Raw genomic sequence first — 22302 nt, 5'->3', positions numbered from 1 at the left:
CAGTATTATTTGAGTCATGGGCGCTATGTTGAGGTATTTTTCAATGAAACACAATTCTGCTGCACCGCCTCGCCTACAAAATCAATAAAATGCCGTACAGCGGGTACTAAACCACGTTTAGAGGGATAAATGAGGTAGAAGCTTGCAGTAGACAAAGACCACTCCGGAAGGACTCGAATTAAGCTTCCCTCCTGAATTTCCTGATTACAGTATTCTAAGGGCAGTAAGGTAATACCTAAACCGGCTAAAACGGCATGCTTTAAGATCGTCCATTCATTACTTTCAAGGCGGGGAGTTAATGGAATACTGACCTTTTGCCCGTTCATATGGGTCAGTTGCAATTGATTGACCCCATCCATTTTGGTTTTACCTAGCCAAGAAAATTGCGTTAATTCACTGGGGAATTTTAGAGGGGCATGACCTTGCAAGTAATTTGGGTTTGCGACTAAGCAATGAGTGCTTTCACCTAGTTTTCGCACGATTAAATTAGAATCTTCTAACTCATTGACCTGAAATCTTAAGGCCATATCAAAGCCTTCTTCAATTAAATCTACCTTACGATCACTGGCATAGAGGTTGACCCGCACTTCGGGATAACGGCACATAAATTCTATAATAATCGTATTGAAATGCGATTGAGCAACTAAAGTAGGGCAGGTGACATGAATACGTCCTTTAGGTTTAGATTGAGCTTGAATTGCTACTTCTTGAGCAAACCCTGCTTGATTTACCATCGCCTTACTGTATTCATAAACCAATTGACCTATATCCGTTAAACTGAGTTTACGCGTGGAGCGATTAAGTAGGCGCACCCCTAAATAATTTTCTAATTCCGAAATACGTCGACTTAATTTGGATTTTGTCATTTCTAAGCCAAGGCTTGCTTGAGTAAAACTGCCTTCATCCACAACACAGCAGAAGAAATACAAATCATTTAAATCAGGTAAAAGGGCTAACGATCGCATAGGGTCTTTCAAAAAACATCAATTGTTGTTAATTATAGGACAATGTTTCATATAATAGCTATCTTATCTTTCATTGTTTTAATTATATGCTTAATACAGAGGCAAATAATTAATTTGGAGATAAAAAATGAACTTGCTTGCTCTTGATAGCAGTATTTTGGAGAATAATTCCATTTCTCGTCAACTCATGAGACAGTTTCTTGATTATTGGCAGCAAGAAAACCCACAGGCAGAAATAGTTTATCGTGATTTAAATGCCCAATCGATTAACCATTTATCGAGTAGCTTATTAGGTGCTAAACAAAAAGACCCGGGGGAATTGTCCCCGTTATTAAGAGAGGATTTGGAGCTTTCAGAGCAGCTGGTTACTGAGTTTATTAATGCAGATGAGCTTGTTATTGCAGCTCCTATGTATAATTTTACCCTACCTTCTCAATTGAAAGCATGGATTGATCGGGTTTTAGTTGCTGGACGTACATTTAAATACACTGAACAAGGGGTTGTAGGACTGGCTAGCGGGAAAAAGGTTACGGTGATATCTACACGTGGCAATCATTATTCAAGTGATGCGCTAATGAAATCTAAAGACTTTCAAGAAGAGTATTTAAAGCTTATTTTTGATTTTGTTGGTATTAAGGATATTACGATTATTCGGGCAGAAGGTTTGCATATTAATGAGTCACTTAGAGTTAAAGCGATAAATTTAGCAGAGCAAGATATTAAAGCTCGTTTTCAGATCATTCACTAAAAATGCCGCGAAAATCCTGTTATCAAGATAACCTAGTTAATTTAATTAACTAGGTGGTCAGAAGTATAAAATTTAAAAGAGCAGGATTATGTGAGGGCGGTTAACCATAATTAAACTATTCGATGAAAATGGCTATTTCATTAGTGAGCTAATTAATCCCCCCACTTCACAGACCCCTGTAGCAAACAACCCTACGGCAAAACCTGCCGAGTAAGAGTCTGTTATTCCTCCTCCCACACTACTTTTCACAAGGGGGCGAGACATAGGTGTCAATCCATCTGCTATACCACCTAAAAAATCTAATGATTTAACAATATTATCAAAGGTGCTACTCTCCTCTGAGTTTTTAGTTTTTGTACTTTCATACAAGGTGGTATATTCCGAGGCAGCTCCTAATACCTCTCTACCAAGGGAGGTGCTATTTAACGCATCTTTATGGTTAAGGAGATCTTGGGCGAAATCTTCTCTGGAATAATTATCAGTCCAAGAAGTAATCTCTGCTTGGGGTAGAGAAAACGGAACATGGGTTGCTCCATTATTTTGACAGCGTATTAATGAATTTAACAAAATCATAAAATAGAGATCTGCCATTTTTTGGTTAGATTCTGCATTTAAATCAATCTGCTTTTGAATTTCCTCTGCACTATGGCCAGACGAAAGAAGTTGCATTGCTTGCTGTTCTTCTGGGGACCACTGTTTCGCGTTTAGCATTTCTGCAGTCACTTCAGCATAAATGCTTTTAAATTGAGAGCCCCTTAAGGCTTCCAGGCTGTCTTTTATAGCTCGAGAATTAAAAGGCATATTATATTTTCCCAATGAATACCCTATTTTAATATAGCAGAAATTGTTCACTTGATGACATTTTTAGACCTTAATTAGTCTTTAAAGGGGCTGTATCGTTAGTATTTTCCCTTTTTCCAGGTAAGCCTTTAGCCTGGTGTCCCATTGTTCATGTAATGCACAAAGCGTGGCATTAACACTAGAGTTGGGATAAAATTTTTGTAAATTGGTAATGCTTAATGAGTCAATTAAGCTCTTGTACTTATCTATATTCTCACTAGACTCTATCTCTTGCATCCAGCACATACCCCACTCTCCAAGGATATCCAGAGCAACATCACGTTCTTCTGCTGAATGAGCAATGATGGCCACTAATCTTTCTACTAGGGGAGAGGCATGTAATCGGTGGGTGGGCAAATTATACTTAATAAGCGCCCAAAAGTAGGGGCTGGTTTACGCGTGTATCCCAGATTGGTTTCAAACCAGGTAAGAGTGGATGTATGTATCTCCTGGAACTTTTCTTGCGCCAGAACGATTAAAGCTTCTAGTGCTTTGTTGCGCACCGAGTGATCCTCATGGTCGTTAAGCTCATTATCTCTTAACAGAGGTGTACAGATCTATTAGGCTACGTCAGTTAATAGCGGAACTTAATTTAGTACTTTTAGTAATTCCCATTGTTAATTATAAATTTTTGCGTCACAGCTCAAGTTCTGTAACGCAAGGCCAAGAATCATAAATTATGTTTGTTGATATAGATTTTACCCCAAGCCAATCCTAGTAAAGCCGCAGTAAAGGAACCAACCAATACCCCCAGTTTAGCCGCATTCAGCAAATGTTCATCATCAAAAGCCAACATCGCAATGAAAATAGACATCGTAAACCCGATACCTGCGAGAAGACCTACCAACGTGATGCCCATCCACGTCACTCCAGGTGGTAATTTACACCATCCCATCCGCACGGAAGCCCAGCTTATACCTACGACCCCAAGAGGTTTTCCTATCACCAAGGCTATTGCAACACCAATAATAATTTTTAGTGCATTATCACTAGAGTAGGCACCACTACTCATGCTCACACCCGCATTTGCCAGTGCAAATAACGGCATTACTCCATAAGCAACCCATGGATGTAACGCTCTTTGTACTCGAACAACCGGCGGCAACAATTCCCTCTGGGCTATATGAAGATTCCGAAGCGAACGCGTCATTTTATGTCCATCTTCTATTTTTATATCTTGATTCGTAAGTTCATTAGTAATACGTGACACTATATCTAAAGGACGCTCAGACATACGTACCGACACGGCAGGTGTCATAAGGCCCAGCACAACACCTGCTAATGTGGGATGAGCACCTGTTATCAACATTCCAATCCAGGTAATGGCCCCTGGAATAATATAACCAAATGCTGAACCTATACCGATGCGTTGAAAACCCTGCACCAATAGGATACCCAACCCGGCAATCAGGAAGCCTGAATAATTAAGACCTTCGGAATAGAACAGCGCAATAATAAGCACAGCAACAATGTCGTCAATGATCGCCAGGCTCAGTAAGAATATTCGAATAGATCTAGGGATAGAGCGGCCCAGCAATGCAAGCACACCGACTGCAAATGCAATATCCGTTGCTGTAGGTACCGCCCATCCATTTTGCAGAATCGGTTGAGAATTGAACCTCAAAAAAATCAATGCGGGTACAACAACACCACCCAATGCAGCAATCATCGGCAGCATCGCTTGTCTAATATTACTTAATGCCCCTTCATGGATTTCACGACGAATCTCCATCCCAACCACGAGAAAGAAAAAGGTCATCAGAACATCGTTAATCCAAAAGTGTAGAGGCCAAGAAAATCCAAATGTTCCTAACCCAATAGAAAGTGGTGCGTGCCACACATTTTTATAGCTCATTGCCCAAGGAGAGTTAGCCCATATCAATGCTATAGCTGCTGCCAGGAGAAGGACAATACCACTAACAGCTTCGATATGTAGAAAGCGCTCGATCGAAGCAAAAGTTCGTTCTGCTAAAATTTGAGAGCGAGGCAAATCACGACATTCAGGGACACGGCGTTTAGTCATAAATTCTCACAATCCTTGATAAATTGAAGTATTGGTAAAAAATTTAATTTATTAAAAACATTTGATAAAGTTCGAAATAAATCGTTCATATGTATGTTATCAAACATTCTACACTCATCATAATGTTCATTTAAATACAAGATGTTATTAGGGATGAGCGTTCCATGCCAATAAAACCTACCTCTGTTAGAGGAGGGGCCCTTTTATTCCACTAGGTCTAATAAAAGATAATCCATCTTTTTGTTATGAGTATGAGCAATACTTTTTCTGAGTCTCGGCTGAGCAAAACCCCAGCCTCAAAAAGCTAGGGTTGAAAAACATGTTCTTTTTCTTCATGAGCTTCCTCAATGAGGGATTTCAATCTTTTGAGGTGAAAAGAATCTGGTTTTCCTAAGAATTTTTTGTGTCCCCATATTTCTGCGATTTGCTGAGGGGAGAACTGCTCCTGTTTCCCATCGAGGTAAAGATCAACATCAAAGCTGAACCTTGGTCGCTGATTTTTAAAGAGAAGCTTTCTGCGCTTAGCGGATCTTTCCTCTGCTTCGTGAACTGAAGTTAATTGAGTCACCTCATCAAGGATGGCTTTTCTTCCCAATGGCTGCTGTTGGTTATAATCAGGAGTAGGTCGGAAAAAATAATTGCGCTTTTGATGCCACTGCCTGAGTTCTAAATCATAGTGGCCTTCTATGGAGCTTCCCACAGCTACAGTGTGATTAGCTCTTGACTTAACTACTTTCTCGCTAGGCTGTCCTTTTTCTCCACGAGAAAATAATACTACTATCTTGTCAGCGCTAGCTCCTTGTTGCAGTTCCTTTAAAGCTCTTTGGCAAATTTGACTCGCTAAGCTCTTACAATCCTTGGAATATTGTTCAGTGCTTCGAGTATCCTCTCGGTCTAAATCACCCACCGAAATCGGGAAGGCTCTTTTCTTCTTCGCCTTATGCACGGCTTTATATAATCCCGGTGTTCTTTCTTCAACCTCTTCTTGCATCGTATCAAAATCTATCGCATATTCTCCCGCGGATATCTGTATTTTTGCTCGATGACTCTCAACAATTCGCTTTACTTCCTCTTGAAACCATTTCTGCCTGACATTTCTTAGCTGATTGATTATCATTGGATGAGATGGCTCTTCTGTAATGACTAACTCTTTTAAGTGTTTTGCTTTGGCCCCAAACCGGGTCATTTCGGTGGATGTTTCCTCTTGAATAGTCTGCACTTCACTCTCAACATCCGGGATGTCAACAGCGCGAGAGGGTTCATTATACGCCGCTATACCCGACTGATTTTCACGCGCCTCGGACATCATGGTGTGATTTGAATCATCTTCCATAGTAAATGCGGTGATTTGACCCTGATAACTCCTAATTAAGGAGGCTAAAATCTCTTCTATTCGCTCAGGATGAGGACCATCAGAAACAGGGAGGGGCAATAATGTACTAGAAATTGCAGCTTGAGAACTCCTAATTAACGAATTTAAACGTTCATCTATTGCAGTACGCATGGAGCTACTAGAAGAAGTGGATATTGTTGAATATACCAAAGGAAATGAATTGCTTTCTTCTGCTTGAGTATTTCTCAGCTTAAATGTGCCAGTGGTATTATCGTGCTCGTCTTTATCTAAATAAGAAGGCAAAGAGGTAGTACTAATTGTACTGCTAATAATTGGCACGACGTCTTCTCCCCTTTGGGATATTTTTCCATCTAACCATTGCTGAACTTTTAAACTAAATGCGTCACCTTGAGTTGGAGACTGCTGATATGACTGATACGATTCAACTGCAATCCACTCACCGCAAACGAAAACATATCTTCTTAATCCCAGATTAAGGAAATCGGGCGTTCCTTTATTTAATTGTTCCAAATAAAATTCAATGGTCGCATCATTCATCTCTTTAGGAAACTCAACGACTACTTCGCTATTATAAGGAATTGGATGTCCGCCATTAGATGTTACTAATCGAGTTTGGTAATTAGCATATTCTGTGCGGTAAATATATGTTTTTATGCCCATGGAAACCTCTAAAATTAAAATAATGACTCTGACGAGAAATAACGCAAATATAAGCCCTGATTCTTTACTCTAGTTGTGCTGCCCCAACGGCGTCGAATGAATAAGTGGGGGGGAGCATGAGTTCAGAAGGGGGCTCTATAAGCCCCTTTATTGGCTAAATCAATATTAATTCCCACTTAATCTAGGAGTGACACTTTGCTGTGCTTCAGCTACGGGAACAAAGCTTCGGAAAAATGAAAATAAACGATTCAAGCTTGGTTTTAAATCAACTTCAACAATATCTGTTGCGCTTGAGTCAAGATAGCTTGCATCCTTGACGGCATCAAATTCCAGGCCAGATAGTTTACGAATAGTTATATCTTTAGAGTATTTTTGGATTCCTTGATTAATAAGGCTCTTTTCAGCATTTTTAAATAAATCACATGAAGAGTATAATGGGATAGTGGTAGTATCTGCGTAATCTATTAGGTCATCAGCGGTTAGGATCGTTTGATCAGACAATGCTCCGGATTCAACCTCTACTGTATATACAACGGGTACAGCAAATATCCTAATTCCTCTTTCAATAAAGTCAGGTGTGGTGTTATGTCCTTTAATCAACAGAGACATTACTGCTAATGCGTCATCTTTGTTATCACATGCAATTAATGGATTATTTTTTGATGCATTAAAAGTTGTTTGTAAATCATCTGATGAAATATTTTTTTGACTGACAGGCTTTTTTCCAGAGTCGGGTTGCATATTTACAGTTACCAATGGTTGATATTTAGTTGATATTACATAGAGCTTCATAATTACCTCGGGTTAGATGTGAAATTAGATTGATATTGTAACATGATGATTTTATTTTCTACGTTTAGGTCTAATTATGAAACAAAATAAGGAGAAGGATTCACCCATTTATTGGGTGATTTTGTTTTCCATTATTGCTATTTGATTAAATTTTGTTCTATTTTTTGAATAAATTTCTAATTAGGAAATATCTATTTTCCAAATAGTAATTTATTATTAAATCTTTAATGGTGCTCCGGATATTTAAGGAATAATAAATTATCCTATTGTTTTTTATAGTTTAAATTTGAGATTTTAAAGTCTCTAAGTAAGGCTTAGATAAAAGGGGGTTTAGTGAGATACAAAGACAATATTATATGTTTCATTTCGTTACCAGATAAGCGATACATTACGGTGGTGATGCTTTATTTTCTCTCCATTCATATACTTTTTGCTCATCAATAACATCGGTGGTTTCATTAAAGCCAATGCGATTTTTCAGGGGCTCTATGGCGGTTGCCGCGATATTAATACAATTAGGTTTCGCATATTTCTGCATATGACCGGCAATATCAATAACTCGGTCACTTACATGCTCCAGAGGAGTATCGTCATCGACATACACAAAACCGGCATTGATACCGCAACGAATTAAAAAGTCTTGCTTTATTTTCTTTTCATTTTTATTAAAGCTTTTTAAGCGATCAAGCAGGCAAACAGCAGCACCGACAGCGTTGTCTACGGTACGAAAACAACTCATAATTCCATCTGGAGTTTTGGCATATTTAACTACACCGTGTTCTTTCAGGCATGAATCTACAAATGCGTTATAACGATCAAAATCATAGGCGGCAAGATGTTTGTCTTCATGTCGCTTCATCCCCGTCGAGTCAACCACATCAATGGCTAGAAAGGCTAATTGTTGGCCCATATTGTCGAGTTTACTTTTCAGTTCGGCAAATTCTTTAAGAAGCTGCTTTCTATCACTGGACTTTGTTGTGCTTAGTGCTGCAAATTTACTGTCCATTTCAGACATTTTTTCTTTGGATACCACGTGGCTCATTTGATTGCGCCACTCATAATAGGCTTTCCTTTCTTTTTGCTTACTGATGATATTCATGCATTTTTCTCTGAATGACTCACAGAAATTAGCTAACAACAGTAAGAGCGCAGCGAATATCAAAAGGCTAAAATCAATGCCATGAAATTTATAAGGGATGATTAGTTTTATTTGTGAAAGAAGTGGCTTGCTGACCTGTTGTACCCAATTCGTTACTTTCATTAAGGTAGTGTACTGATCAGGATTATCGATAAAGTGGGAACCAAAACTCACGATTAATAACAGGACGAAAAATAGAAGGGTTACTCTTACTACTTTCACTATATATGCCAAGGAAGCGAACAACATCTTAATCATTTTTTGACCTATAGTAGATACTTGTTGACTTAGGGATTCACCCAAGCATTGGTTTAATAATAGGCAAAAACTGAGCGATATGCGAATAAATTGGTTACTAAATTAAGATATTCCTCTATTTCTACGTTCCGTGACTTGTTTGCGGAATCCAGAGATCTTGCTCTCTGCAAAGAGCTCCCAGATCACGCGGACAAACAGCATGACCTAGGCATAGTAGGAGTCGGTTTACAGTGGCATTATTGAGCCTATGGTCAACCTACAGAGGCGGTATTAAAAACGATAAGCTAAACGTGCAGAAATGGAATAAAGGAATGGATAATAAGCATCAGCAGGGCTTAGTTGAGATTCACCGAAACCCGCAGTGTAATTGGCGACCACTTCACCCATTATACGGTCGGTAAAATTATAATTGACACCAACGCCAAAAGTAGGGGAAGCGCGCCAGTCATCAATAATTAAATCCTCACGATAGAGGGCAGCGATTCCTGCACTAGAAAACACTCTAAACTCAGTGCGAGGGATCTGCAGCATGATTTTACCTAGGACACTGATGCTGTCTGTTTTAGTAGTCAAGCTCAATTTTCCATCGTGCTCATAACTGAATAAGCTATAAGAGGTGAAATATACTGTTGAATTAGGATAACGCATGTAATTTGCTTCAACAGCAAAATAAGGGGTAAATTCATACCCAAGCAACGCTCCCCAGGTTGCCCCACCTTCTTGCACATCTACAGGAGTGGACATTAGCAGAGCTGTTTTCTGGTTTTTATTTGTAGGGATCAATGCATGCCAAGTGGTGGAGCCATAACCGGCAATAGCACCTACATAAAAAGGATGTTTTACTTGGTTATTTATATTGGCGTAGCAGCCAGTAGCTGAAAAAAACAAAACCGAAAACAGAGGTAATACGGATTTTTTATTAATCACAATGCAGTACTCTTTTACTAAATCAGATCTAAATCAAGTGAAAAGTTGGGCCATTGGCCCAACTCAGTTCAAAGCAATTGTTAGCAGGATTTGCCAGTAGAACTACAAATTCTTCCGCGAGAATCAGCTCCACCTAAGCGATAGCAATTCCAGTTATCCATACAATCTTGTACTGACGTGTATTTTTGATATTCACAGGCTTTTTGTAATGTACCAAATACGCTGATTAATCGGGCATACAGCATTCTCATATCTTGACACATTCCTGCAGGTAAGCCTGATGCTTGACAATAACAGATTGCAGCCGTTTTAAATGAAGGACAAAAACCGGGATTGTCTGTAGGAACTGCATTGGTGCAGGCAAAGGCAGAAATACTTAAGAAACACATCAGCACAGCAAAAATTTTTCGTATCATTTTTGAGACCTTAGTTTTAGGGGAAAAAAGAATTGCAATAATGTACCAGAAAAATGGAAAAGCTGCAAAAGAGATAGGCTTAAAAAGTACATTTTAGGATACATACCTCATCTGTGACCTTGATTATGCTGTACTTTTTAATTACAGCATAATCGAGAGCACGGGCTTTTTATACTATGTGATAACTCGTTCGCATTGTTTGTCCTACCTTGTTTTCTACTACTAAGGCATCCATAATCTTAATCGCCTCTATAGTAATTTGTTTACGGAATTCCGGGGTTAGGTTTGCTGAAACTACGAGATAATGCATATATTGTTCATGATCATAAAAAAAGCATGCTTCAAAAACATAATCAATGACTAATAGATCTTCTTGATAGTTTTTTATGGGGTGAGTTTTTAATCCAAAAAGCTCAGGGTTCTCCTCCAGATGCTCAATATTTCCAATAAAGTCATTTCGAACATTAACGTTCATGATGAAATGAGTATTGCGTTTAAAGAACATTAATCGTGCAATAGAATGTTGTAAGATCTTATGGTAAATCGGGGAAATCTTTAATAATTTGGCTGCAACAGGCATTAATAATTTGATTAATGCCGCTCTGATTTTTTTACCTTTGAATCTCAATGTATGAGTAGCTCCAAGCTTAATGAGGTTGGAACAATGCTGATGGTTACTTGTCTCAATTGTGGCTGAACATATTTGTTTGGCCAATGTGCTTACTGAAGCATGCTCATTCAAGTCTATTTTAATGGGCTCAATACGTAGAAAAGCACCCAGCGAATGGTCATAAATAGGATTGTCTCGCGTTGATTTAACAATATTCATCACGGTGTATGGCGCATCGTCGGGCGCACTGTTGCAGCAATTACGCAAGGCAAGAGCCAATATGGCGCACAGTCCATTATTTAGGCTGATGTGATTTTTTTTACAGAACAGTTTTAATTTACTCAAGGTATGGATGGGGATCTTTTCATAAGTTGAATAACCATAGTTTGCTGCACTCATGTTGTCCACAACGTATTGTTTGGGGAATGAAAAGAATGAAGCATCGTGTAAATACTGCTCCCAGAAGTTAATGTTTTCATCTAGTGAGCTAGTAATTACATGTTGGTCAATATAAACATATTTCTTAAAAGTAAAATCGGTTTCAATGCTATCTATTGATGGTGGATTTGTGTGGTAGAGCAGATAATACTTAGATAAATCAGCAAAGAGAATGGTAATTGATGCATCATCTGAGGTGATATGCGGCATGCTAATTTGCAGTTCACTAAAACCATCCTTTAGATGAAATAGTTTAATGATAAGAGATGGATAATCCGGCGGCCAATGGTGAGAACTACTCAATTGTTCCATGGACATGAGGAGGGTTGCTTCGGCCTCTTTTTTTGATAAAGAGCTTAAGTCTTCAATAATAAGCGGTAGGGCCACATTTTTTTGTATTTGCTGTTTGGGGCTAAGTTTTAATACGCGATAGGTTAACACTTCATGTTTCTTCAAAACTGCTTGGAAGGCATATTCCAAGGCTTCTCGATTGAGTTGTCCTTCGAATTGTTTTCTGGCAACGATGTTTAATTTTTTGGCTCGGGGCTCAAAAGTGTCCGCCATCCATAACACAAACTGGAATTCGGTTAGTGGGATTTGCCTATCTCCATGATAGTGCTCTTCATGATGAGTATGTATTTCCGATTGTTTCGCATTTTTAATCGTAGGGATTAACTTTGCAATGGATGCGGCTTTATAAAAGTCCTTCAATGTAATACTTTTATGAAGTTGATGATTAATTTTTGATACTAACCGTGCTGCTGATAAGGAGTGTCCTCCTAGCTCAAAGAAATTGTCATTTAAGCCAATTAATTTAACTCCCAACTCCTCTGCCCACATTTTTACCAATTGCTTTTCCATCGGTGTTGTCGGTTCTACATAATGTTGACTAGCCTCTATATGGGGTATTGGTAAAGCAGCTTTATCAAGCTTACCATTTGCGGTAAGTGGCAAGGCGTCAACGCGTACGAAGGCTGCGGGAATCATATATTCTGGAACATGATTTTGCAGGAACTGCCGTATTTGGTTGGTGCTGGGTGACAAATGAGGCTCGTTATCTTTTATAATATAATAAGCAATGAGCCGTAATTCATGCTGCTCATTTTTCTGCGCCACTACGGCAACATTTTTAATCATGGAGTGTGTTTTTAAACAGCTTTCAATTTCTCCTGGCTCCACACGAAAACCACGGATTTTAACTTGATCATCTTGACGGCCAAAATATTCCAGAACGCCATCATCGCGTCGGCGACATACGTCGCCAGTTTTGTAGAAACGTTTGATTTCCTGATTATTGAGCGATAAGGTAATAAATTTTTGTTGAGTTAATTTGGGCTGATTAAGATAGCCCCGAGCCAGGCACAGACCACTAATTAATAACTCACCGTGTTCTCCATCAGAAACGGGGGCTCCATGTTCATCGACAATAATGCAGTCTATTTTGGGACCTGTTGTACCAATAGGCACATTGACTTCAAAGTCAGAGAAACTGTGCGCACCCACTTTGTATACGGAAATTGCAACGGTCGTTTCTGTCGGACCATACTCATTGAATAAAACCTGATGGGGATAGAGTGCAAGCCAGGCTTTGCATTCTGCGGCAGTTAAATTTTCACCACCTAAGATAATTGATTTTAAATGGGGCAGCTCAACATAGTCATTTTGAGTTTCATTTTGTAGCGTTTTAAAATAACTAGGCGTTGTTTTGATGATGTCGATTTCTGCCTGTACCAGGTATTTAAGATAGTGATTGATATTTTTTTTGACCTCATCTTGGCAAATCACAACGGTTAACCCAAGCAGCAATGGCGCTAATGAGGCGGATATTGCCATATCAAAAATCGCACTGGAAGAAAAATCCACCCGTTGTTGAGGTTGGCATCCGGTATATTCCGCAAGCCAGTGACAATAGTTAATTACTGACGCATGCTCGATTAATACTCCTTTAGGTAGTCCAGTGGAGCCTGAAGTATAAATAATATAAGCTAATTGTTGAGAGGAGAGTAGGACATCTACATTGTCAGTAGGGTAGTGACCGAGCTGTTTGTCTTCTTTATCGAGAAGAATCAAATCACCTTGGTATTGAATAAATTTATCGCTAAAGGGTGATTTGCTAATTAAAATAGGTGCCTTACTGTCTTGCAGCAAAAACAACAAACGTTCTTCAGGTTGATGTGCGTCCAAAGGGAGGTATGCGCCACCCGCTTTTAAAATGGCAATAATGGCGACAAGAAAATCAAATGAGCGTGGCAGACACAGTGCAATGGGTGTATCGGCCGTTACCCCTTTTTCCTGTAAATAACGCGCAAGCTGATTTGCCCTGTTATTTAATTCAGCATAGGTTAGTGTTTTCTTTCCATGTAGGGCTGCAATATATTCTGGAAAATTGCGAGCTTGTTCCTCAAATAAACCCGGTATTGTATTTTGGATGCCCATGTTTTTGTACCTACATTGTTATTGTTATAGTCTCGGTAATAAACGATTAAGCCACTGTGGCAAATACCAATTCCATGATTTAAACATCGCCATTGTTGCAGGGACCAAGAAGCTTCTTATTAAAAAAGCATCCATAAAAATAGCAACAGCAATACCTAAACCAAAGGCTTTAACCATCAGTACATCAGCGACCAAAAATGAGCCGCAAATCACGATGACAATAAGAGCTGCACTGGTAATGATGCGGCTACTTTTTTCAATTCCAAAAATAATACTTTTGTTATTATCCCCAGTTAATTGATGTGCTTCTTTAATTCGCGATAACAGGAAAACTTCATAGTCCATTGAAAATCCGAATAGAGCACAAAAAATAATGACTAATAAGCTAACGTCGAGCATGCCCTGAGGTTCAAAATTTAATAGACTTGCGAGGTATCCATCTTGGAATACAAACACTAAAGCACCATAAGAAGCAGATAGGCTGAGTAGGTTCATTAAAATAGCTTTTAAGGGTAAGAAAACCGATCTCAGTAGAACCAAGAGAATCAGATAGGAAAATATCATTATCCATAAAATTGCATGAGGTAGAACCCGATAAATGGTGTTTAATACATCAATATTACTTACAGCCGTTCCAGTTAATCGTATGGTTAAACCTGAAACTGGATCTAAATCACGTAACTCAGCAATTAGTTTTTGGGTTTCCGGAGCGTTGAGCGGGTATTTGCTCACGATATTAAGCACGGTTAAATGCTTTAATGTGGTATTCGTCAATAGCTGTTTCACATGCGAATCAGAGAGGCTACGTTTGTCATGATATAGGGCGTAGTATTGACTTTTAGTCAAATCCGAATCACTGCTGATGATACCTGAAACCTTTTTAATACGGGAATTGTCTTTTAATTTGTCCACCAGATTATAAATTTTAGACAAGTTATTTTTTGACAAAATCGAAGTCTGGGAAGTTATCACTAATTGGATAGGGTTTAACTCTTCAATATTAAATTTTTCCGCATAGGTATCATAAAAACTACGTTTCGCAGAGTTTTCCGGAAATATACGGTAATCGGAAATACCGAATTTTACGGATAAGAATGGGTATCCCAATACGAGTAATAAAGTGAGTATCGTAAAGAAAAAGATGTAAGGGCGCTTCACAACACGCTCTGCTATCCAGCGCCAATAACTGAATTCTTCGCTTTTTCTGCGGAAAAAGCGGATTGGCAACAGATTAATCTTTGTTTTTAGTACGGCAAGAATTGCAGGTAACAAAATGGTTGATATAAGAACGGCATAAAATACCGCCATAAGGCCGCCTACAGCAACCGAAATCAAGATGTTAATTGGGAATAAAAAGAGGGCGCTTAAACTCACAAATACGGCTAAGCCACTAAAGACAATAGCTTTTCCTGCACTGGCTTGAGTTACGGCCAAGGCTTCCCCACTAGGTAATCCACTTTTTAATTCATCACGAAAACGACTGATAAAAAATAAGGAATAATCCAAACATAAGCAAAGACCCAATAGGAGGGCGATGTTGATGGTAAATACGGAGAGCGCGTAGTAATGTCCAAGAAAATAAAGGCTGGTTAAAATAATCAGGGCGCATCCCCCACCTAAAATAATAGGCAGAAATGCGGCTACAATCGAACCAAAGACAAAAAGCAAGGTAATAATTGCAACCGGGGTGGCAATAAAATCTGCTTTATAAAGGTCGATTTGCGTTTGATGGGTTACCTGTTCGACAAATTCGGGTTCTCCCCCAATCTGCATCGTCATATTGGCTGGTTTTTTGATAGCAGCCTTAAATTCTTTTAATTGCGCATCATTAATTGTTTTTTTACTTTTAAGGATTACTACTGCATAAGCCGTATGCTTGTCCTTAGAAACTTGTTGTTTTTTATAAGGCAGGAGAATTTCATGCTTGATAGAGTAGTTATCCAGGTCGGACAATGATTTTTTAATCTTGGAGATGAATTCCTCATCAGTGGCCTTCAGTTTGGAACTGTGGTACATGATAATAAATTTATTATTATTATCGTAACCAAATTCTTTGTTCAAGAAGGTTTGCGTACGGGTACTGTCAGAATACAAGTCGACAAAACCAGTTGTTTTAAAGGGATCCATAATCTTAGGTAGGAAGGGGATGCAACCTAAAATAAGCACTATCCAGAGGATAATAACGGGCCAACGAAATCGATTAATAAATTTTCCTACTTGGTAAAAAACCATATATTCTTCTCATTATTTAGCAGAAATTAAAGTAACTATGCAGTAAACTACAGTGCAATATGCTTAATTTATTGCGAAGTTACAAAAAAAAACCTCACAAAAAAACGATGACTCTTTAATCATATTAGTATAAATTAAGCATTATTGTTTTGTTTTAGCCATTGAAAAGGTATTTGTGCATCACTACGAGGATTTGATAACCATTTTTCACGCTTGTTTCGGCGCGGATTATAACACCAGATTGGTGAAAGGTGGTAATGAGCCTATTTATTTACCAGCTGATGAACAACGCGATTACCACGCTATTTTCTTTGCCCACGGTTTTTTTAGCAGCGCACTACATGAATGCTCACATTGGCTCATTGCCGGGGAAGAGCGAAGAAAGTTGATTGACTTTGGTTATTGGTATGCTCCTGATGGACGCACAGCGGAACAACAAGCTTTATTCCAACACGTGGAGGTAAAACCGCAAGCCATCGAATGGATACTTTCGAAAGCTGCAGGGCATAAGTTCCGTGTAAGTATTGATAATTTAGATGGGGAACCCACAGATACTGAAGCATTTAAACAAGCAGTGTATGAACAAGTAAAACATTATTGCACGCATGGCCTCTCCGAGCGTGCCAAACGATTTCGCGATGGAATCAGCGCCTTTTATAGTCAAAACGCAGCCTTATGCGCGAATGATTTTTCCCTGGAAGAGTTGTAATAGAGCGCAGTGTTGAGTTTTCCTTGCAAACAAAATAAGCCAGGTTTCTGTGCTCTAGGTTACCGCTTTACTCTATTCTGGGTATTTTTAATACATTAATGATGCAGCACAACACCAATAGTCCAATCTATATTCTGTGCGGAAGGTACATAATTCACCGTTTGTGTTGGTGAAAATCCATAACCATGGACCATTAAGGCATAATAAAATGCAGGTAATAAGCAGTAAGAATCAAGATAATCATTATCCGGATAAGTAGAGCTCAAGCTATCCCACGGTTGATGGCACGCTAAATCATTAGCTTGCTGAAGGAAGTCTTGAGTGGTTAATTGCCCACCAGGAAACTGGAAGGGTTTACTTTCAGCAAGATTCGCAATTCCCCCAATAGCATACCAAGAGCGAGTAGGCTGATTATTCAAAAGTGGTTGAATGATTTGGTTCGCCTTGTGTACCCCATTGATCAGTGATTCAATTTCTTGTGCACACTCAGGCGCGTTCCCCGCACCTAAGCCGCCACTCGGAAGAGGGTAGCTATCAGAAAAACAGGATGAAGAATCCAGTAATTGGTGAGCCATTTCATTTTGACCTAAACCAAGAAAACTATGCACGAATAAGGTAATATGTTGCCCATACAGATTTAACTCAATAAACGTTCCTTTTTGCTGGGTTGCTTCACTAGGGACAGGGAAGGCAATTTGAGTCGATGCACCGCCAATATCCAATACTCCGACAGATTCAGTAGAGGCAGATTGTAAGGTTTTGAGGTGATAATTCACGGATAACCAATCATAGAGTGCTTCGTCATCTCCGGTAATTGTTTTGGCACCCATTAATTGCCAATTGCCATTTTGATTAAACCAGTTCCTTATGTTTTGATAATAAACTCTCTGTTTTGCTTGAGGGACTAGACGCATCCCGGCAGTGGCATAAAAATAGACGGGCATTTGCTGCGTAGGAGCACCAGCGAAAAGAATGGTCATGTAGGAATCAATGGTGTTTTGATTGGTTTCAATCGTTGCAAGCCCTGGGGATATTTTTTTTGCCCAGACTTCAGTAATGTTGGTTGGGGTATTTGTTTTATCTTTATCATAGGTGAAAACATGCAGTCTGGAGCCAGTACTACCTGCATCAATTACGGCGATACATTGGTGATCTTTACAAGGATTTTTTTCGGCAGAAACAGTTGTTGATATGATGAAGAAGCAAGAGATAAAGATGAAAAATCGCAGCATAGTCTCAACCTGTAAGATTCAGTGCGCAAATAATACACTATGTATTTTTTGTTTTCAATATGATATCCTAACAAAAAATGCTAAATTATTAAAAAAATTAAATAATGCAGCCTGCTTTCTTGTAAGCAATGGCGCTTCCTTAAGTATTCTCGTTTACAATAGGCATTATACGCTAATTTGAACTTAAGTAGGTACTCTTAGTTGCGGCTCATAACTTAGAAGGCTTCCCGGCGCTCAAAACCGGATTACTCTGCTTATACTGGATTACATCATGATGACAAAAGAACAGCTTGGCGCAACGTACGCAGTTTTATCCGGTTTTTTATATGGATTTATTGGTTATTTCGGATTAAGTGCCATGAATGGCTCAATGTCATCAAGTACCATGTTGTTTTGGCGATTTTTTATTTCCAGCATTGCTATTGTTATTGTACTTTTTCCACAACTTAAAAAAAGCACCGATACTGCTAAAAACATGGTAAACGCGTTTTTAACCGGCGCTATTTACTATGGTTTTTCAACATTACTTTACTTTTTAGCCTGCCAATACGTGAGTTCTGGGGTAGCGATGGTAATCTTTTTTACCTATCCGGTATTAATTATGCTCATTAATTTTTTAGTCTATAAGCGAGGAATTCCTAAGATTTACTATCTGGCCATTCTAATTATTTTGATTGGTATGAGTCTTTTAGTTGACTTGAATGCCTTATCATTTAATTTGTCCGGTATTTTGCTTGGGGTTGTCTCTGCGTTTTTTTACGCTTGTTACATTATTTCCAGTAAACGAAATACTTTGTCTCCGAATATGTCTACCCTGATGGTCTGTCTGGGCTGTATGGTTACTGCGTTCCTTGCTTCTCTTTTTAATCATACACTTGCTTTACCCTCCTCAACGACTGTCTGGCTTCACTTATTAGGTATTGCCATTATTGCAACGGTGATTCCAATTTTATTAATGCTGTACAGCTTACGTTATATCAGCTCCGAGAAAGCTTCTATTTTGTCCGTTTTAGAACCCGTATTTGTGGTGATTTTTGGGGTGATACTGCTGGGTGAAAAATTGCACCTTATGAGTGCTTTAGGCGTTATTCTTATTTTGGCTGGGGCCTTGATTACGTTGTTTAGCCATAAAATCAGTCTTGAACTTGGACGATTCAATTGGGGACGAAGAGAAGTTATTGAAGAGTAAGCTTAGCTATTTGTTCAGTGTAACCTGGGTGCTCGCAACCAGATTACACTGATTTGATAGGCTCTGGGACATATCAAAAGTTTTACAGCCATGGGGTATCTTAATACCAGTTACCTGTATAACTATTAGTACCAGAACAATCACTAGGTGCGCATGTTCCATTACATGGATTGCCGCAACAGTTACTTAAAGCAACGGAAGCAATCACCATAGCTAAAACCAATATTATTTTTTTCATGACCTATCCTTGTTATGACATCTTATACCTTAACTATACTCTAGGATTACTCATTTAACCAATTAAAATTCAATGCTCTGCGATTTGTAGCCACTGCAATTTCCATAAATCAAAAAGGAACAATTGATTGGCTTTGGAGGCTAAATAAGGACTAGTATTAATCATGCGATGATTGGCAAGTTCTCGTAGTAATTCGGAGGTTACTCCTGCAATATCCCACTCACAACCATTAATATAAAACTGATTGATCCGTCCCGAATCTTCTTCCACATAGGCAAAACGGCAAGAGGCATCCCGTACCAGTGTTAATCCTGCTTGTAATTCCTCAATAAAGCTTGGCAAATCACCTAGTTCATCATCCTCCAAGGGCATAGGCAACTGCTGCTCGGCATTCTGATCCAAGCGGGTAGCAAAACAGCCAAACCACGATTTCATGATCTTGTCATCGCTGATTAATTTCTGTAAGAGTTTTTGGGCACTCTGCCAGGCTGGTTGGGTAATTTCTGAAGTGTTTTTTAAATCTGACCAATCGGGATCTTGGTATAAATCGGTGAATGCACCTTTTTCAGATACAAAGTCACCAATGCTGTCCCATACTTCTTGGCCTTGGTAGCTACGGTATCCAAAAGAATAGGTCATACATGCTTCCGAGCGGGAAATACCATAATGCCCCACATGAGGGGGCAGATAAAGCATGTCACCTTCTTCAAGGATTATCTGTTCTTCTACAGCAAAACGCTCCATGATACGTAGCTCAAGATCTTTAATATAATTGTCTTGATTACATTCTTTAGTCGTTAAGGACCACTCTCTACGTCCTTGAGCCTGATATAAAAAGACATCATAGTTATCATAATGCGGTCCAACGCTGCCATTGAGTGCTGCAAAGCTAATCATGATGTCGTCGATGCGCCACTGAGGAAGAAAGTCAAAATGATCCAGCAGGGTATACACCTCGGGGATTAATCGGTCTACCCCTTGAACTAATAAAGTCCAGTGAGTTTGGGGCATGGAGCTAAAATCTTGCTCGGTAAAGGGGCCGCGCTTGAGACGCCAGGCAGGATTCTGTTCTGGTGTTTCCCAGACCATGCGGCTTTCAACATCGTCCTCTAAGGCAAGTCCTGCTAATTCATCCGGAGATAAGGGATTAACAAAATTAGGCAAAGCATTACGAATAACTAAAGGTTTTTTTTGCCAATATTCGCTAAGAAAGGTTTTTAAAGAAATATCCTGAAAATTGATCATGGGTGCTCCATTTGGCCTTAATGCAGTCGTTCTGCATTAAGGTTAGGTTGTTCTAATTGGAATGCAGAATCCGTTCTAATTCTCCGCGTGCTTGCCGGGCAAAGTTAATCAAATCCCTTTCCTGTTCAAAAAACTCAAATGACTGAATTAAGGTTGCATCATCATGCTTTTTGAATGCTTTCGTTTTGCGCTCAATATCCTCATGCTTATACCCTAAAAACTTCATGACCTCTTTAGTCATGGTGAGCGATGATTCAAAAACTTCCCTGATGAAATAATCAACGTTTAACTTATGTAATTCATAGGCATGTTGACGGTTACGTGCCCTGGCGTAGATTTTGAGATGTGGAAAGTGCTCTTTAGCTAATTGTATAATTCGAAGATTGGCATCGACATTCCCCACAGTGACAATCAAGAGTTTAGCGTTCTCTGCGCCAGCACTTTTTAGCAAATCAAGTCGGGTGGCATCGCCAAAATAACCTATGTAGCCAAATTTTCTTAACAGTTCTACCTGTTCCGCATTATTTTCCAATACGGTGATTTTTACTTTCTCTCCATTGAGAAGACGACCGATAATCTGACCAAAACGTCCATAACCAGCAAGAATAATGTCGTTACTTTCATTAATCGAATCGTATTCTTTTTCGGGTAGTATACTCATGTAACGGGGCAAAATAACTCGATTATACAGCAGCATTAAAAAAGGCGTAGCGAGCATGGAGAGCGCGACGACTAAGGTGAAAAAATCGATAATGTTAGCATTAATAACGCGAGTTGATCCTGAGTATTGGAAGAGTACAAAAGCAAATTCACTGCCTTGGGATAGAGCAAAGGCTAAGCCAAAGCTTTGAAAATTAGTTAAATCAAAGTACCGTCCTAAAAGATTGAGGGTGGTGGCTTTCACCAGAACCAAGGCTAATACCGCACCAAGAATAAGCCAGGCATGTTCCGAAAAGAGCGAAAAATCCATGCCCATTCCCACGGAGATAAAAAACAGCCCAAGTAATAAGCCTTTAAACGGTTGGATGTCGGCTTCAATGGCATGCTTATATTGAGAGTTGGCTAAAACTACCCCGGAAATAAACGCACCTAAAGCAGGGGATACGCCTATTGATTCCATAAGTAAGGTGATGCCAACAACCAAGGCTAGGGAAAAAGCGGTAAATACCTCACGCAAGTTTGTTTTCGCAATAATAAAAAATAAATACCTGGATAAATAATGCCCCACCAAAATAATGGAACCAATAACTCCTGCAACCAGGAGGGCGTGCAGCCATTTAGGCAGATGAGTCAGAAAGGTGACTTCCTGATCGTTAAGTTGGATATGTCCACTCAATTGCAGCAAAGGGATAATAATTAAAATAGGAATTACCGCAATGTCCTGAAATAAAAGAATGGCGAAAGATGCTTCGCCCTCTGCTGTTTTAAGCAGATTTTTTTCTTGTAACATTTGTAAAACTAAGGCGGTAGAAGAAAGCGAAAGAGCCATACTGACTGCAAGAGTTGGGCGCCAGTTATAACCCAGCATAAGGCCAATTGCAAATAAAGCACCCGTGGTAATTATCACTTGTAGGCTGCCCAAGCCGACAATGAGCTTTCTTAATTTCCATAACATGGAGGGTTCTAGTTCAAGGCCAATTAAGAACAGCATCATAATGACGCCAAACTCGGCAAAATGCATGATTTGTTGCGAATTACCAATGAGTTTTAAACCGAAAGGGCCAATCAGTATACCGACAATAAGATAACCTAATACCGAGCCTAATTTAAAGCGGCTGGCAATAGGCACCATGATGCTGGCGGCAGCAAGAAAGATAAAGACATTTAGTAAAAAAGTTCCATTCATAGTATT

General features: G+C 39.2%; 17 protein-coding genes. 3 read left to right on the top strand and 14 right to left on the bottom strand.

Annotated elements, in window-relative coordinates; all coding sequences use genetic code 11:
• Nucleotides 1–23 precede the first annotated feature (23 nt).
• Nucleotides 24–965: a LysR substrate-binding domain-containing protein gene (locus ACD661_RS05735; protein WP_400186873.1), complete on the bottom strand. Its 942-nt coding sequence runs from the start codon at nucleotides 963–965 to the stop codon at nucleotides 24–26.
• Between the two features lie 127 nt (nucleotides 966–1092).
• On the opposite strand from ACD661_RS05735, the gene ACD661_RS05730 reads away from it, so the two are divergent.
• Complete coding sequence (locus tag ACD661_RS05730) at nucleotides 1093–1713, top strand: FMN-dependent NADH-azoreductase (RefSeq protein ID WP_400186872.1); 621 nt, start codon at nucleotides 1093–1095, stop codon at nucleotides 1711–1713.
• 132 nt (nucleotides 1714–1845) lie between these two features.
• On the opposite strand, the gene ACD661_RS05725 is transcribed toward ACD661_RS05730, so the two are convergent.
• From ACD661_RS05725 to ACD661_RS05680, 10 genes are all read right to left on the bottom strand, one after another.
• Entirely contained in the window at nucleotides 1846–2514 is a 669-nt protein-coding gene (locus ACD661_RS05725; protein WP_400186871.1) for a hypothetical protein, read from the bottom strand.
• A gap of 81 nt (nucleotides 2515–2595) precedes the next feature.
• A complete protein-coding gene (locus ACD661_RS05720) occupies nucleotides 2596–2865 on the bottom strand; it encodes a hypothetical protein (protein WP_400186870.1) in 270 nt (89 codons plus the stop codon).
• Between the two features lie 358 nt (nucleotides 2866–3223).
• Nucleotides 3224–4576, bottom strand: a complete 1353-nt coding sequence (gene nhaA / locus ACD661_RS05715; protein ID WP_400186869.1) for a Na+/H+ antiporter NhaA — start codon at nucleotides 4574–4576, stop codon at nucleotides 3224–3226.
• A gap of 304 nt (nucleotides 4577–4880) precedes the next feature.
• Nucleotides 4881–6590, bottom strand: a complete 1710-nt coding sequence (locus ACD661_RS05710) for a hypothetical protein (protein WP_400186868.1) — start codon at nucleotides 6588–6590, stop codon at nucleotides 4881–4883.
• Nucleotides 6591–6755: 165 nt separating this feature from the next.
• A complete protein-coding gene (locus ACD661_RS05705) occupies nucleotides 6756–7382 on the bottom strand; it encodes a hypothetical protein (protein WP_400186867.1) in 627 nt (208 codons plus the stop codon).
• Between the two features lie 388 nt (nucleotides 7383–7770).
• The gene (locus tag ACD661_RS05700; RefSeq protein ID WP_400186866.1) at nucleotides 7771–8778 is read right to left on the bottom strand and encodes an adenylate/guanylate cyclase domain-containing protein; all 1008 of its coding nucleotides are present in this window, start codon (nucleotides 8776–8778) and stop codon (nucleotides 7771–7773) included.
• 270 nt (nucleotides 8779–9048) lie between these two features.
• Nucleotides 9049–9705 (bottom strand): outer membrane beta-barrel protein, encoded by a 657-nt coding sequence (locus ACD661_RS05695; protein WP_400186865.1) that lies wholly within the window; start codon nucleotides 9703–9705, stop codon nucleotides 9049–9051.
• Between the two features lie 80 nt (nucleotides 9706–9785).
• The gene (locus ACD661_RS05690) at nucleotides 9786–10121 is read right to left on the bottom strand and encodes a hypothetical protein (RefSeq protein ID WP_400186864.1); all 336 of its coding nucleotides are present in this window, start codon (nucleotides 10119–10121) and stop codon (nucleotides 9786–9788) included.
• A 169-nt stretch (nucleotides 10122–10290) separates the two neighbouring features.
• Nucleotides 10291–13605: a non-ribosomal peptide synthetase gene (locus ACD661_RS05685; protein WP_400186863.1), complete on the bottom strand. Its 3315-nt coding sequence runs from the start codon at nucleotides 13603–13605 to the stop codon at nucleotides 10291–10293.
• 24 nt (nucleotides 13606–13629) lie between these two features.
• Nucleotides 13630–15837 carry an MMPL family transporter gene (locus ACD661_RS05680; RefSeq protein ID WP_400186862.1) on the bottom strand — a complete coding sequence of 736 codons (2208 nt, stop codon included), beginning with the start codon at nucleotides 15835–15837 and terminating at the stop codon, nucleotides 13630–13632.
• Nucleotides 15838–16012: 175 nt separating this feature from the next.
• Here ACD661_RS05680 and ACD661_RS05675 point away from each other — a divergent pair, with 175 nt between their 5' ends.
• Nucleotides 16013–16546, top strand: a complete 534-nt coding sequence (locus ACD661_RS05675) for an elongation factor P hydroxylase (RefSeq protein ID WP_400186861.1) — start codon at nucleotides 16013–16015, stop codon at nucleotides 16544–16546.
• A gap of 95 nt (nucleotides 16547–16641) precedes the next feature.
• Here ACD661_RS05675 and ACD661_RS05670 read toward each other — a convergent pair whose 3' ends face one another.
• Nucleotides 16642–17778 (bottom strand): multidrug DMT transporter permease, encoded by a 1137-nt coding sequence (locus ACD661_RS05670; protein ID WP_400186860.1) that lies wholly within the window; start codon nucleotides 17776–17778, stop codon nucleotides 16642–16644.
• 271 nt (nucleotides 17779–18049) lie between these two features.
• Between ACD661_RS05670 and ACD661_RS05665 the strand changes: the two genes are divergently transcribed.
• Nucleotides 18050–18967 (top strand): DMT family transporter, encoded by a 918-nt coding sequence (locus tag ACD661_RS05665; protein WP_400186859.1) that lies wholly within the window; start codon nucleotides 18050–18052, stop codon nucleotides 18965–18967.
• A gap of 307 nt (nucleotides 18968–19274) precedes the next feature.
• Here the strand turns inward: ACD661_RS05665 and ACD661_RS05660 are convergent, their stop codons facing one another.
• Both ACD661_RS05660 and ACD661_RS05655 read right to left on the bottom strand, forming a co-directional pair.
• The gene (locus ACD661_RS05660; RefSeq protein WP_400186858.1) at nucleotides 19275–20450 is read right to left on the bottom strand and encodes a JmjC domain-containing protein; all 1176 of its coding nucleotides are present in this window, start codon (nucleotides 20448–20450) and stop codon (nucleotides 19275–19277) included.
• A gap of 52 nt (nucleotides 20451–20502) precedes the next feature.
• Entirely contained in the window at nucleotides 20503–22296 is a 1794-nt protein-coding gene (locus ACD661_RS05655; RefSeq protein ID WP_400186857.1) for a monovalent cation:proton antiporter-2 (CPA2) family protein, read from the bottom strand.
• Nucleotides 22297–22302: the final 6 nt, after the last annotated feature.

The sequence above is a fragment of the Legionella lytica genome, from assembly GCF_044626755.1.
GTDB classification, from domain to species: Bacteria; Pseudomonadota; Gammaproteobacteria; order Legionellales; family Legionellaceae; genus Legionella; species Legionella lytica_A.
The sequence above is the reverse complement of the archived record's forward strand: the minus strand, read 5'-3'. Positions and strand labels throughout refer to the sequence as shown.